This is a genomic window from Citrobacter sp. W9 (assembly GCF_026719375.1).
Classification (GTDB): Bacteria; Pseudomonadota; Gammaproteobacteria; order Enterobacterales; family Enterobacteriaceae; genus Citrobacter; species Citrobacter werkmanii.
In genome coordinates, this window is sequence record NZ_JAPPTE010000006.1 from 107,045 (window position 1) to 120,504 (window position 13,460).

A 13,460-nucleotide genomic window follows, 5' to 3' on the forward strand; every position below is an offset into this window, starting at 1 on the left:
GCAAGCGGAAGATGACACTATGAAAGAACTTGTGGTCGTTGCCATTGGCGGCAACAGCATTATCAAAGATAACGCCAGCCAGTCGATTGCGCACCAGGCTGAAGCGGTGAAAGCGGTGGCGGATACGGTGCTGGAGATGCTGGCATCGGACTACAACATTGTGCTGACGCACGGTAACGGACCGCAGGTGGGGCTGGATCTGCGACGGGCGGAAATCGCGCATGAGCGTGAAGGTTTGCCGTTGACCCCGTTGGCAAACTGTGTCGCCGATACCCAGGGCGGCATCGGTTATCTGATCCAACAAGCGCTGAACAATCGTCTGGCGCGGCGCGGCGAGCAGAAAGCGGTCACCGTGGTGACCCAGGTGGAGGTCGACAAAAACGATCCGGGCTTCGCGAATCCAACCAAACCTATCGGCGCATTCTTTAACGCAGCCCAGCGCGATGAACTGCTGCGGGTCAATCCCGGCTGGCGCTTTGTGGAGGATTCCGGGCGCGGCTACCGTCGGGTGGTCGCTTCGCCAGAGCCGAAGCGCATCGTCGAAGCGGAGGCGATTAAGGCGCTAACCCGGCAAGGCTTTGTGGTGATTGGCGCGGGCGGCGGCGGGATCCCGGTGGTGCGTGGTGAGCAAGGTGATTACCAGAGCGTGGACGCGGTGATTGACAAAGATCTTTCCACAGCGCTGCTGGCTCAGGAGATTCACGCCGACATTCTGGTGATCACCACCGGCGTTGAGAAAGTGTGTATTCACTTTGGCAAACCTGAGCAGCAGGCGCTGGATACGGTGGATGTCGCCACGATGACCCGCTACATGCAGGAAGGACATTTCCCGCCGGGCAGCATGCTACCCAAAATCGTTGCCAGCCTGACATTCCTGGCACGCGGCGGTAAGCGAGTGATCATCACCACGCCGGAATGTCTGCCCGCCGCACTCCGCGGCGAAACGGGTACCCACATTGTCCATTCCTGAGAGGAGATACGAATGAAAGAAAGTAACAGCCGCCGCGAATTTTTAAGCCAGAGCGGAAAAATGGTGACCGCTGCCGCGCTGTTTGGCGCGGTGGCCCCGGTCGCGTATGCTGCTAATCCTGTCGGGAACACCTGCGGGTCGAAGAGCACAATGACGATTAACGATAAACACTATTACCTGGACAACGTTCTGCTGGAAGCCGGGTTCGGGTACGAAAATTCGGTGGCAGTCCATACCCGTACCGCGCTGCAAACCATCGAAATCCAGGACGGGAAAATCGTTGCGTTGCGCGAGAATAAGCAGCATCCGGATGCGACACTGCCGCACTACGATGCGGGCGGCAAGCTGATGCTGCCCGCTATGCGCGACATGCACATCCACCTGGATAAAACCTTTTATGGCGGTCCGTGGCGCTCACTGAACCGTCCGGCTGGCACCACTATTCAGGATATGATCCGCCTGGAGCAAAAGCTGCTGCCTGAACTCCAGACTTACACCCAGGAGCGCGCGGAAAAGCTTATCGATTTGCTGCAATCCAAAGGTACCTCGATCGCCCGCAGCCATTGCAACATCGAACCGGTTTCCGGGCTGAAAAACCTGGAAAACTTGCAGGCGGTGTTGGCGCGTCGTCAGCCGGGTTTTGCCTGTGAAATCGTGGCATTTCCGCAGCATGGCCTGCTGTTATCAAAATCTGAACCGCTGATGCGTGAAGCGATGCAAGCGGGGGCGCATTACGTTGGCGGTCTGGACCCAACCAGCGTGGACGGGGCGATGGAAAAATCCCTCGACACTATGTTCCAGATTGCGCTGGATTACGATAAAGGCGTGGATATTCATCTGCACGAAACCAGCCCGGCGGGCGTGGCGGCGGTGAATTACATGGTGGAAACGGTAGAGAAAACGCCGCAGTTGAAGGGCAAACTGACCATCAGCCACGCTTTCGCGCTGGCAACGCTGAACGAACAGCAGGTTGACGCGCTGGCGACTCGTATGGCGGCTCAGCAGATTACCATTGCCTCGACGGTGCCGATTGGCACGCTGCATATGCCACTCAAACAACTGCGTGACAAAGGCGTGGAGGTGATTACCGGGACCGACAGCGTGATTGACCACTGGTCGCCGTACGGGCTGGGAGACATGCTGGAGAAGGCGAATCTGTACGCGCAGCTCTATATTCGCCCCAACGAGCTTAACCTGTCGCGCGCGCTGTTTCTTGCCACCGGCGATGTGCTGCCGCTAAACGATAAAGGTGAACGCGTGTGGCCGAAAGCGCAGGATGAAGCCAGCTTTGTGCTGGTGGATGCCTCCTGTTCGGCAGAAGCGGTTGCCCGCATCTCCCCCCGCACCGCGACCTTCCATAAAGGACAACTGGTGTGGGGGAATGTCGCAAGCTAGTCTGGATTTACGCGCAGCGGCAACTGCTGCTGCGCACTCTGCTCGTTAACCGACGATCCCCATATAGCCGTGAATGCCCATATATAAGCCGACCATCGCAATGAGCGCACTGGAAAAATAAGGCGCTTTGCGTGCCAGCGTATTAAATCCACTCCAGCGTTTGGCCGCCTGCTGTACGCTGATTGCTGCGCCCACACCCACCGTCACCAGCGTCAACGCCAGTCCTAGGCTGAAGCACAGCACCATAGTCGCGCCCAGCGTGAAGGCTTTGAGCTGGATGCATATCAGCAGCACCGTAATGGCGGCTGGGCAAGGGATAAGCCCGCCGGTCAGGCCGAACAGTAATATTTGGCCGTTGGTGACCTCTTTGCCCGCAAAGCGGCGCTGAATATCAGTGGCATGCGCCCGTTCGTGGGCATCCTGATACTCTTTTGAACCCTCGCTCAGCCCTGCCAGCGCGGCATGGTCATGATCGTGTTCGTGGTGATGATGGTGATGATCATCATCGTGGTCATGATGGTGGTGGCGATGATGATGATCGTCATGATCATGGTGATGCTCATGATGCGTCCGGGCCAGCCAGTTCTGCTCTCCCTGCCAGGTGCGCCAGAACATCCAGAATGCAGTGCCGAGAATAATAATCGCCGAGACAAACTGCAGCCAGGGCTCAACGGCCTGGGCGGTAAACGCTTTGCTGATATACATCCCGCCCAGTGCTATCAACCACACCACGGCGGTATGCGAGAGTGTAGCCGCCAGCCCCAGCATCACCGCCTGTTTGATGGTGCCTTTAATGGCAATAATAAAGGCCGCCATCATCGTTTTCGAATGTCCCGGTTCCAGACCGTGTAACACACCCAATAAAATCGCGCTGGGAATGAAAAACCAGGCATTGCCTTGCTGAAGAAGTGTAGAAAACTCACCCATGAGAATGATTCTTAGTTGTTTAATTTTGCCCGATTCTACTCCCCCCCAGTATGAAATACTACCCCCCAGTAGAATGTCGATGGTATTGTCGCTACGGCAAGACGTTAAAAAGGTAAAGCTATGTCACATACGATCCGCGACAAACAAAAGCTGAAAGCCCGAACCAGCAAGATTCAGGGGCAGGTAGCGGCGTTGAAAACCATGCTGGATGAACCGCATGAATGCGCGGCAGTATTGCAGCAAATCGCGGCGATCCGCGGTGCGGTAAACGGGTTAATGCGTGAGGTGATTAAGGGGCATCTGACCGAGCACATCGTGCATCAGGGCGATGAAATAAAGCGCGAAGAAGATTTGGATGTGGTCCTGAAAGTACTGGATTCGTATATCAAATAAGTCAGTTGAACGGCTCATCCACGTTCAATACCGTCAAGTTAAGCATGTAGGGTGAATATGTGATTCTTGCTCAGGGTTCCGTTCACCTCAGCAGTGTCATTTATCTGAAGCATCGATACCCGTGAACGTGTAAAGGGCGTTCTTCGCCACGCCCTTTACAATCCCGGCTCCTGGCGGGAAAATTGCCGCTCCGCGGTCCCCTCCGCTCATTCCTCCAGGCTACCGGGCCGGGCGCGAGGTAGCGTCCTTGCAAAGCGCGCCCTGATCCAGCATCCATGCTGGCTCTCCCGGCCTTACGGAAACACGTCGGCAATTTTCAGCCGGACCAGCCCACACCTGACCATTTGCGTTTTTTGTTTAAACAGCAAAACAGATTTAACTGGAAGTCAGAGCGTTGAAGCGATGACTCCGGTCCGGCTGAAAATCGATGAGTTGTTGACGGCTGACCGGGGCTGTCCGCAGGGATGCGGACAGAGGGGACGGCCTGCATGGACGCAGGCTCCGCCCCGACCCGACAGGCAGACGGCATAAGACGAATGAATCGCGTAGCGACGATTTTCCCGCCGGGAGCCTGGGTTGCAAGGGAGGCGGCGGTGAGCCTCCCTTGCACGTTCACAGGAATCGGTACTTCAGAGAAACAATGAACATGAGGTGAACGGAACCCTTTCTCTGAGATAGCATGTTCATTACTTCCGCTAACACAGGTTGATACTTTCTGAAACTGAGTCGTTAAATGAGCGGCATCGCACCCAATTTCAGGAGAATGAGCCGTTAACTATACGTTCTAGCCAAAAAACATCACAGATACACACAGCAACCCGACAATCAGAGTGATCAGATTACCCACTGAACGGTACGGCTTTAACGCCGGAATCAGATAAGTGGAGAGAGTCGGCATGATAAACAAAATCATGGCGATGAGTGGCCCGCTAATGGCGTAAATCATTGAAATCGCATTAGGATTAATGCAGCAGACGATAAACGTAATGGCCGAAACTAACATAATGGACAGGGCGCGGTTAAAAGCCCGGCTTTTCTTCACGCCCACCTGATGCAGCGACGTTTTTACCACTTCTGTTGCCCCTTCAATCACGCCAAAGTAGGTGCCAAGGAACGATTTTGACATCGCCACAACGGCGACAATAATCCCGGAAATCGACAGCCATGCCGGTGCGTTTGGCATCATCGATAACGCTGACAGAATGGTCACGCCTTCATTTTTCGCGTCTTCGATATAGTTTGTTGGAATCGAAAGCAAACAGCTGAAGACGAAAAACAGTACGCTCAGGCAGATGATGACGTAGGCGACCTTCATGATTTTTTTGCATTTACCCATGGCCTGCTCGCCGTATTTCTCACGTCGGTCAATGGCGAACGTTGAGATAATTGGCGTATGGCTAAAAGCGAAAACCATCACGGGAATAGAGATCCAAACCTGATGAAGCGTGTGCTGATCGAAAGACATCTGGCCGGTGAGCAGCGTTGGCTGCCAGCTTCCGGTCAGGTAGAGCGAAAGGAACAAAAAGTACGCGATGAGCGGGAATACCAGAAAGCCCATAACCCGAATGGTGGCTTGTCGGCCCATCAGAAAAATCAGGTTCAGTACCAGCACCACGCCGAGACTCACCAGCACGCGAACACGCAAATCGATGGCGATATGTTTTGCCAGCTGTTCGGTGAGTGAATTGGTTATCGCCACGGCGTAGATCAGCACGACGACAAAGAAGGCAATAAAATAGAGAGTGGTGATCAGGTTACCGATCTTCTTGCCGTAGTAATGGGTGACTGCACCGGTGATGCCTTCGCCTGCTGACGTTTTTGACGACAGGATAAACTGGCACAGCGCCTTGTGTGGCCAGTAGGTTAAAGGCCAGGCCACGAGGGCGGTGATAAACAGCACCACCGCGCCTGCAGAACCCAGCTGTATGGGGAGGAAGAGGGTTCCTGCGCCGACGGCAGTCCCATATAGTGCGAAGCTCCAGAGAGTCTCTTCTTTTGACCAAATTTTCGACATTATTTGAACGTATCAACTATAAAATAAACAAAAAGAAGCGCAATTTACCACAAATGAGAGGGGCTGGGGGAAGTGTGAACAAGCGGGCTGGTGAATGGATGAATAGCCGGAATTAAGATAATTCCGACTATTTATTGAATTATCAGGCAGTAACGCGCTGCTGGCGGCGCTTCATCATGCGCTCGCGTAATGTGTCATACGCCCAGTTATAGAACATGGTGTACGGCAGGAAGAACAGGAAGAAACCTATTTCCAACGTGAATGCCTGAAGCAGGCTGACGTTCAACACATAGGCCACGATGCTCACCCCGATCACAATAAACCCGCTCTCGAAGCCTAAGGCGTGAAAGGCGCGAACTTTAGCCGTACGTTTTACCCGATGCGACGGCCATAAGCGGTCAAACAGGGCGTTATAAATGATATTCCAGATCATCGCCGTGGTAGCCAGAATAATGGTCAGTCCGCCCATTTCCAGCACCGAACGCTGCATCAGCCACGCGGTAGTCGGCGCAAGGATCGCGGTGGCAATGCCTTCAAAACAAACGGCATGAAAAATTCGCTCTACTAACGAGCGGCGCTGGACTGTATCGTGTTGCATAACCTCAAACCTTCTTTGATGCCCGGATAACGGAATGGTGGCAATTTTATCGTTTTATGTGATATCTAAAAGATAGTATCCATCGATGAAGTAGATAGTTCATGCGTTACTCTCCTGAAGCGTTAACGGCATTTGTAGAGACCGTTTCCTGCGGCTCATTTTCTGCGGCGGCCCGACGGCTGCGTAAAAGCCAGTCCACTATCAGTACGGCTATTGCGCATCTGGAAGCCGATCTCGGTTTTGCGTTGTTTGACCGATCCTCCCGTCAGCCAACGCTGACCGAAGAAGGTAAACGGGTGCTGGGCTATGTGCAGGCAATTTTGACGGCCAGCGAACGTCTCGATGAGGCGGCAATCTCGCTGTCGGGTGAGACGGAAGCGCGCCTGACCTTCGTGCTTTCGGACACGCTGCACCCGGATGTGCTGGAAGAACTGATGGTGCAGTTTGACCGCAAGTTTCCGCATACCGAGTTTGAATGTCTGATTGGTGAAGATGAAGACGTGATCGATCTGCTGCAAAAAGGGCGCGCGCAGGTCGGATTGATTGAGGCAAGAGAGGATTACCCGACCGACATGGGCGTGACGCGGCTGCCGATGCAATCCTGGATGGGGCTGTACGTTGCGGACGCGCATCCGCTGGCGAGTCAGGAAAAACTACAATGGGAACAACTCCACACTTGGCGCGAACTGCGCCTGAATACCTACCTGGAAAGCGGTACTAACGTGGCGCGCGGACCGGTCTGGTCAGCGCCTAACTATTTGTTGTTGCTGAGTATGGCGGTTCAGGGATTCGGTTGGTGCGCGCTCCCTTGTGCGCTGGTGGAGGAGTTTGCCGCAGAAAAACCGCTGGTTCAGCTACAGGTGCCCGGCTGGCCAAAGGCTATCTCTATCGATCTGTTGTGGAATAAGAAATCACCGCCTGGCGTGGCGGGAAGTTGGCTGCGCGACCATTTACAGCAGAGTGGTGTTCAGATGACCAATAAATGATACGAAATTCCTTTGTGATAAAAATCACCATTTTTAAACAACTTTGATAACTACTTTTAACAATCATCTACTATTGCGGTGTTATTTTGCGCTGAGGTAGTGATGAAAGAGGTTGTGATAGTCGGGGCGTTAAGGACACCGATCGGCTGCTTCCAGGGAACGCTGGCGCGCCACTCTGCCGTTGAGTTAGGCAGCATGGTGGTCAGAGCGTTGCTGGAACGCACGGGCGTGGATGTTCACGCCGTGGATGAAGTGATCCTCGGGCAGGTGCTTACCGCAGGTGCCGGGCAGAACCCGGCCCGTCAGTCCGCCATCAATGGTGGGCTACCTAATACCGTTTCCGCCATCACCATTAACGATGTTTGCGGTTCGGGGCTGAAAGCGCTGCATCTGGCGACCCAGGCTATCCAGTGCGGTGAAGCTGACATTGTGATTGCCGGCGGGCAGGAGAATATGAGCCGTGCGCCGCATGTCCTTACCGATAGCCGCACTGGCGCACAACTGGGGAACAGTCAACTGGTCGACAGCCTGGTGCATGACGGTCTGTGGGATGCTTTCAACGATTATCATATGGGCGTCACTGCGGAAAACCTGGCGCGGGAATATGGCATTAGCCGTGAATTACAGGATGCCTACGCGCTGCACTCGCAACACAAGGCTCGGATGGCTATCGACGCCGGACGCTTTAAAGATGAAATCGTGCCGGTGGTGACCCAGCGTAATGGCCAATCATTCGTAGTGGATACCGATGAGCAACCGCGTACCGATGCCAGTGCGGAAGGGTTGGCGCGTCTGGATCCTACCTTCGACCGGCTCGGTTCGGTCACAGCGGGGAACGCCTCATCCATCAACGATGGCGCCGCCGCGGTGATGATGATGAGCGAAGCCAAGGCGCAGGAGCTGAATTTGCCGGTGCTGGCCCGCATTCGCGCGTTCGCCAGCGTCGGGGTCGATCCCGCACTGATGGGGATTGCGCCAGTGTATGCGACGCGCCGCTGCCTTGAGCGTGTGGGCTGGCAACTGGCTGATGTTGATCTGATCGAAGCCAACGAAGCGTTCGCCGCGCAGGCATTGTCCGTTGGGAAAATGCTGGAGTGGGATGAGCGGCGGGTAAATGTGAACGGCGGCGCTATCGCGCTTGGCCATCCGATTGGCGCATCGGGTTGTCGTATTCTGGTTTCGCTGGTGCATGAAATGGTGAAACGTCGGGCGCACAAAGGGCTGGCAACGCTGTGTATCGGCGGCGGTCAAGGGGTGGCGCTCGCTATCGAACGAGACTAACGATCTTAGATTTCCCTTCTTAAACGCCTTTTTAGTGTGTTACCCCGGCATCCATAAAAAAGCCCTCCAACAGGAGGGCAAGGCCAGTTACAGAAACATACACTCTAAACGCCGTCAATATATCAAAACATCGTTTCATTTCATGTGATTGACTGCGCACTTTGTCAGCAAAGGTGTGCGAACATCGTATGTGCCCGGCTGTATTTTCAATGTTTTATCCCTGCCACTCATGATTATCTCCTTTGTATTTTATCTATCTAATTGTTTTAAATAATTTTATTTGAATTACTCCCGCGATTTATTTGCCGAGCGTGATCGCAATTACACTTTTGATAATAAGATGCGGAAAAAGTGAAACAACGTTTCATTTGTAATTGAAAACCCTATCCGGGAGGGCTATCATGAGCGCATTAGATAAAACGGAACAGCGTTTTGCTATTCGTTAAAGTATTCACGGTCAATTTATCACTGGAGGTAAATGTGGACGTAAGACAAAGCATCCATAGTGCGCATGCAAAAACCCTCGACACTCAGGGGCTGCGTAAAGAGTTTTTAGTCGAAGAAGTATTTGTCGCAGATGAATACACCATGGTTTACAGCCACATCGACCGTATTATTGTCGGCGGTATTATGCCTGTGGCCAAAACCGTCTCTGTGGGTGGCGAAGTCGGTAAACAACTGGGCGTAACCTATTTTCTCGAACGCCGTGAGCTGGGTGTGATTAACATCGGTGGTCCGGGCACGATTACCGTTGACGGTCAGTGCTATGAAATTGGTCATCGTGATGCGCTGTACGTCGGCAAAGGGGCAAAAGAAGTCGTGTTTGCCAGCGTTGATACGGCGAAACCGGCGAAGTTTTACTACAACTGCGCGCCGGCCCACACGACTTATCCAACCAAAAAAGTCACGCCTGCTGACGTTGCGCCAGTGACGCTGGGCGACAACCTCACCAGTAATCGTCGCACCATCAATAAATATTTTGTGCCGGATGTGCTGGAAACCTGCCAGTTGAGCATGGGCCTGACTGAACTGGCGCCGGGCAACCTATGGAACACCATGCCGTGCCATACCCATGAACGCCGTATGGAAGTCTACTTCTACTTCAACATGGAAGAAGATACCTGCGTCTTCCACATGATGGGACAGCCCCAGGAAACGCGTCATATTGTGATGCACAACGAGCAGGCGGTGATTTCGCCGAGCTGGTCTATTCACTCAGGCGTTGGCACAAAAGCTTATACGTTCATTTGGGGCATGGTGGGTGAAAACCAGGTCTTTGATGATATGGACCATGTCGCCGTCAAAGATCTGCGCTAGTTGCGGGCGACAGCCGTGCCTGCCTGCGGCGGGCATTATAAAAAATTAAGGATTTACAATGATTTTGAATGCATTCTCTCTTGAAGGTAAAGTCGCCGTTGTGACCGGTTGCGACACCGGCCTGGGTCAGGGTATGGCGCTGGGGCTGGCGGAAGCGGGTTGCGATATTGTCGGTATCAACATTGTTGAACCGACGGAAACCATCGAACGTGTGACCGCACTGGGCCGCCGTTTCTTGAGTCTGACCGCCGACCTGCGCCAAATTGATGGTATTCCAGCTCTGCTGGAGCGCGCAGTGGCAGAATTCGGCCATATCGATATTCTCGTCAACAATGCGGGCCTTATCCGTCGTGACGATGCGATCGACTTCAGCGAAAAAGACTGGGATGACGTGATGAACCTGAACATTAAGAGCGTATTCTTTATGTCTCAGGCCGCGGCGAAGCACTTTATCGCTCAGGGTAACGGCGGCAAAATTATCAATATCGCCTCTATGCTCTCTTTCCAGGGCGGTATCCGCGTTCCGTCTTACACTGCGTCTAAAAGCGGCGTAATGGGCGTCACCCGTCTGATGGCGAACGAGTGGGCAAAACATAACATCAACGTCAACGCGATTGCGCCGGGTTATATGGCGACCAACAACACTCAGCAGCTGCGTGCTGATGAGCAGCGTAGCGCAGAAATCCTCGATCGTATTCCGGCAGGACGTTGGGGACTGCCGAGCGACCTGATGGGGCCTGTTGTGTTCCTGGCGTCCAGCGCGTCTGACTATATTAACGGCTATACCGTTGCGGTAGACGGCGGCTGGCTGGCACGTTAATACATTCTCTGAACAACAAACCCTGTCATCTGGCAGGGTTTTTTTTGGTTTTAAGTTATTTTAATCCATATTCTGTCTATAAATTAATCCATACATAATTATATATGTATGAATTTGTAATGTTTAATCCTCTTTAATATCAATAAATTAAATTTAATTGAGTGGTTGCTGATAAATTTTAAAATTGGAATATCCATCACATAACGAGGTGGTGTAGCTATTTCATCCATGTTTTTGCCGTTTCCCGCCTGACGCTCCATGTAAGGGATCCCTTACTTTCAGGGACATGGTTTACTCTGTATCTGGCAGGAAAAAATGGTCTCAATAAATAATGATGCTGCTTTAGCGCCGCGCCCTGTGCGCGATACGCGACGTATGAATATGTTTGTCTCTATCTCTGCGGCTGTCGCAGGATTGTTATTCGGCCTGGATATTGGCGTGATAGCCGGCGCGTTGCCTTTCATCACCGACCATTTTGTCCTGACCAGTCGTCTGCAGGAGTGGGTGGTGAGCAGCATGATGCTGGGTGCGGCAATTGGCGCACTATTTAATGGTTGGCTGTCATTCCGCCTGGGACGTAAATACAGCCTGATGGCGGGCGCGATCCTTTTTGTCGTCGGATCTCTGGGATCGGCGTTTGCGTCCAGCGTTGAAATGCTTATTTTTGCCCGCGTGGTGCTGGGCGTTGCGGTGGGTATCGCGTCTTACACCGCGCCGCTCTATCTTTCCGAAATGGCCAGTGAGAATGTGCGCGGTAAGATGATCAGTATGTACCAGTTGATGGTTACGCTGGGTATTGTGCTGGCCTTTTTATCTGATACGGCATTTAGCTACAGCGGTAACTGGCGCGCCATGTTGGGGGTGCTGGCGCTCCCGGCGGTTTTACTGATTATCCTGGTGGTTTTCCTGCCGAACAGTCCGCGCTGGCTGGCGGAAAAAGGTCGCCACATCGAAGCCGAAGAAGTATTGCGAATGCTGCGCGATACGTCAGAAAAAGCCCGCGATGAGCTGAACGAAATCCGTGAAAGCCTGAAGCTGAAGCAGGGCGGATGGGCGCTGTTTAAAATTAACCGTAACGTGCGTCGTGCGGTTTTCCTCGGAATGTTGTTGCAGGCGATGCAGCAGTTCACCGGGATGAATATCATCATGTACTACGCGCCGCGCATTTTTAAAATGGCGGGCTTTACCACCACCGAACAGCAGATGATTGCCACGCTGGTGGTTGGCTTAACGTTCATGTTCGCGACATTTATTGCCGTCTTTACGGTTGATAAAGCCGGACGCAAACCGGCGTTGAAAATTGGTTTCAGCGTGATGGCCATTGGGACGCTGGTACTCGGCTATTGCCTGATGCAGTTTGATAACGGCACGGCTTCCAGTGGTCTGTCCTGGCTGTCAGTCGGTATGACCATGATGTGCATTGCAGGTTACGCGATGAGCGCCGCGCCGGTGGTGTGGATCCTGTGTTCGGAAATTCAGCCGCTGAAATGCCGCGATTTTGGTATTACCTGCTCGACCACCACCAATTGGGTGTCGAACATGATCATTGGCGCCACGTTCCTGACGCTGCTCGACAGCATCGGCGCGGCGGGTACATTCTGGCTGTATACCGCGTTGAACGTCGCTTTTATCGGTATTACATTCTGGCTTATCCCGGAAACCAAAAACGTCACGCTGGAACACATCGAGCGCAAGCTGATGTCGGGTGAGAAGCTAAGAAATATTGGGGTGTAAGTGAGCAGAGAGCCCGATAGATCAACTCATTATCGGGCTCCCATTGCTACCTGTTTCAATGTGGAGAGGCCTGCCTGGCGAGGATGTCCTTAGCAGACAGCCCGGTTATCTTTAGTATAATTTCATGACTAATACCATTCGCTAACATCATCTGGGCAATGCGTAACGCCTCTTGTTGTTTGGCTTCCTGTTGCAATACTTCCGCGATAGTCATCAGACGTTCCTTTTGCTGTGGTACCCGATAGGCAACCTCACGGATAAATTTATCAACGTGAGGCGTATTTCCAAACTGCATCATGTAATTAAATAGCGTTTTGAGCTGGCTGTCATTAGCGTATCCCGTAGCCAGCAACGAGACCAGTTGTTCCACTAATCCCATTAAATCACGCTTGCGGATATGTTTTTGCATCAATTCCAGCAGTGCTATACGGCGATGTTGCATAATTTCGTCATCGGGTATTACGGTGATATCTACCAGCGGAAATGTTGCTGAGTATAACTGTCGTGCCAATGCGGGATCGTCAAACTCATCCAGCCAGCAGAGTGAAAAGGGGTAGGGGCTGAGAGCGCCATGATAAAACAGCATCGGTATCACCAAAGGTAATGTTTTATGGCCAGCATCCAGATGGCGTTGCATTGCAGCCATGGCGTAGCGCATTAGCCGAAATGCCATGTGAGCGTCTGGCGAACTCTGATGCTCAATAACAACATAGATATATCCAACGCCTTCGTTTGTTTTTAATGACCACAGCACGTCGGAGTAGCTGGCTCGCAGGCTATCCTCAATAAAACTGCCTGATTCCAGTTTTAGTGTTTGCAGATCACATAGCTCCCGCAAGGTTGATGGAAGATAGATATCCAGAAAATCTCTTGCGGTATCGGGATGGTACAAGAACTGTTTGAAGACCGCGTCATGTGGAGTGGCCGTTGTCATTTTTGTCATGGCGATCCGTCACCGTTAATTAAGTTAACGTGACTGTAATCGCCCACATGGCGGGGCGCATCCCGGAATTAACGCTTATGCG

Annotated in this window: 12 protein-coding genes; 8 read left to right on the forward strand and 4 right to left on the reverse strand. The window is 52.8% G+C overall.

Going from position 1 to position 13,460, the window contains the following annotated elements:
* Positions 1-19: 19 nt before the first annotated feature.
* The gene (locus tag OOJ59_RS11415) at positions 20-970 is read left to right on the forward strand and encodes a carbamate kinase family protein (protein WP_087856767.1); all 951 of its coding nucleotides are present in this window, start codon (positions 20-22) and stop codon (positions 968-970) included.
* 12 nt (positions 971-982) lie between these two features.
* Positions 983-2,365 (forward strand): amidohydrolase family protein, encoded by a 1,383-nt coding sequence (locus OOJ59_RS11420; protein ID WP_150345398.1) that lies wholly within the window; start codon positions 983-985, stop codon positions 2,363-2,365.
* 45 nt (positions 2,366-2,410) lie between these two features.
* Here OOJ59_RS11420 and OOJ59_RS11425 read toward each other — a convergent pair whose 3' ends face one another.
* Positions 2,411-3,292 carry a nickel/cobalt efflux protein RcnA gene (locus tag OOJ59_RS11425; protein ID WP_085048787.1) on the reverse strand — a complete coding sequence of 294 codons (882 nt, stop codon included), beginning with the start codon at positions 3,290-3,292 and terminating at the stop codon, positions 2,411-2,413.
* 120 nt (positions 3,293-3,412) lie between these two features.
* On the opposite strand from OOJ59_RS11425, the gene rcnR reads away from it, so the two are divergent.
* Positions 3,413-3,685 (forward strand): Ni(II)/Co(II)-binding transcriptional repressor RcnR, encoded by a 273-nt coding sequence (gene rcnR, locus OOJ59_RS11430; protein WP_003825567.1) that lies wholly within the window; start codon positions 3,413-3,415, stop codon positions 3,683-3,685.
* Positions 3,686-4,469: 784 nt separating this feature from the next.
* Here rcnR and OOJ59_RS11435 read toward each other — a convergent pair.
* On the reverse strand, positions 4,470-5,699 hold the full coding sequence (locus OOJ59_RS11435) for an amino acid permease (protein WP_038633372.1): 1,230 nt from the start codon (positions 5,697-5,699) through the stop codon (positions 4,470-4,472).
* A 142-nt stretch (positions 5,700-5,841) separates the two neighbouring features.
* The gene (locus OOJ59_RS11440; protein WP_087856765.1) at positions 5,842-6,297 is read right to left on the reverse strand and encodes a multidrug/biocide efflux PACE transporter; all 456 of its coding nucleotides are present in this window, start codon (positions 6,295-6,297) and stop codon (positions 5,842-5,844) included.
* Positions 6,298-6,398: 101 nt separating this feature from the next.
* On the opposite strand from OOJ59_RS11440, the gene OOJ59_RS11445 reads away from it, so the two are divergent.
* From OOJ59_RS11445 to araE, 5 genes are all read left to right on the forward strand, one after another.
* Positions 6,399-7,283, forward strand: a complete 885-nt coding sequence (locus OOJ59_RS11445; RefSeq protein WP_160955404.1) for a LysR family transcriptional regulator — start codon at positions 6,399-6,401, stop codon at positions 7,281-7,283.
* A 102-nt stretch (positions 7,284-7,385) separates the two neighbouring features.
* Positions 7,386-8,564 (forward strand): acetyl-CoA C-acetyltransferase, encoded by a 1,179-nt coding sequence (locus tag OOJ59_RS11450; RefSeq protein WP_006686936.1) that lies wholly within the window; start codon positions 7,386-7,388, stop codon positions 8,562-8,564.
* Positions 8,565-9,044: 480 nt separating this feature from the next.
* Entirely contained in the window at positions 9,045-9,881 is an 837-nt protein-coding gene (gene kduI, locus OOJ59_RS11455; protein WP_160955405.1) for a 5-dehydro-4-deoxy-D-glucuronate isomerase, read from the forward strand.
* Between the two features lie 58 nt (positions 9,882-9,939).
* The gene (gene kduD / locus OOJ59_RS11460; protein ID WP_003033923.1) at positions 9,940-10,701 is read left to right on the forward strand and encodes a 2-dehydro-3-deoxy-D-gluconate 5-dehydrogenase KduD; all 762 of its coding nucleotides are present in this window, start codon (positions 9,940-9,942) and stop codon (positions 10,699-10,701) included.
* Positions 10,702-11,016: 315 nt separating this feature from the next.
* Positions 11,017-12,435, forward strand: a complete 1,419-nt coding sequence (gene araE / locus OOJ59_RS11465) for an arabinose-proton symporter AraE (protein ID WP_038633360.1) — start codon at positions 11,017-11,019, stop codon at positions 12,433-12,435.
* Between the two features lie 55 nt (positions 12,436-12,490).
* Here the strand turns inward: araE and OOJ59_RS11470 are convergent, their stop codons facing one another.
* Positions 12,491-13,378, reverse strand: coding sequence for an Rpn family recombination-promoting nuclease/putative transposase (locus OOJ59_RS11470; protein WP_038633357.1), 888 nt, complete (start codon positions 13,376-13,378; stop codon positions 12,491-12,493).
* Positions 13,379-13,460 lie beyond the last annotated feature (82 nt).

Coding starts and splice junctions, on each gene's coding strand:
- OOJ59_RS11415 (WP_087856767.1), top strand. CDS start 20: ATGAAAGAACTTGTGGTCGTTGCCATTGGCGGCAACAGCATTATCAAA.
- OOJ59_RS11420 (WP_150345398.1), top strand. CDS start 983: ATGAAAGAAAGTAACAGCCGCCGCGAATTTTTAAGCCAGAGCGGAAAA.
- OOJ59_RS11425 (WP_085048787.1), bottom strand. CDS start 3,292: ATGGGTGAGTTTTCTACACTTCTTCAGCAAGGCAATGCCTGGTTTTTC.
- rcnR (WP_003825567.1), top strand. CDS start 3,413: ATGTCACATACGATCCGCGACAAACAAAAGCTGAAAGCCCGAACCAGC.
- OOJ59_RS11435 (WP_038633372.1), bottom strand. CDS start 5,699: ATGTCGAAAATTTGGTCAAAAGAAGAGACTCTCTGGAGCTTCGCACTA.
- OOJ59_RS11440 (WP_087856765.1), bottom strand. CDS start 6,297: ATGCAACACGATACAGTCCAGCGCCGCTCGTTAGTAGAGCGAATTTTT.
- OOJ59_RS11445 (WP_160955404.1), top strand. CDS start 6,399: ATGCGTTACTCTCCTGAAGCGTTAACGGCATTTGTAGAGACCGTTTCC.
- OOJ59_RS11450 (WP_006686936.1), top strand. CDS start 7,386: ATGAAAGAGGTTGTGATAGTCGGGGCGTTAAGGACACCGATCGGCTGC.
- kduD (WP_003033923.1), top strand. CDS start 9,940: ATGATTTTGAATGCATTCTCTCTTGAAGGTAAAGTCGCCGTTGTGACC.
- araE (WP_038633360.1), top strand. CDS start 11,017: ATGGTCTCAATAAATAATGATGCTGCTTTAGCGCCGCGCCCTGTGCGC.
- OOJ59_RS11470 (WP_038633357.1), bottom strand. CDS start 13,378: ATGACAAAAATGACAACGGCCACTCCACATGACGCGGTCTTCAAACAG.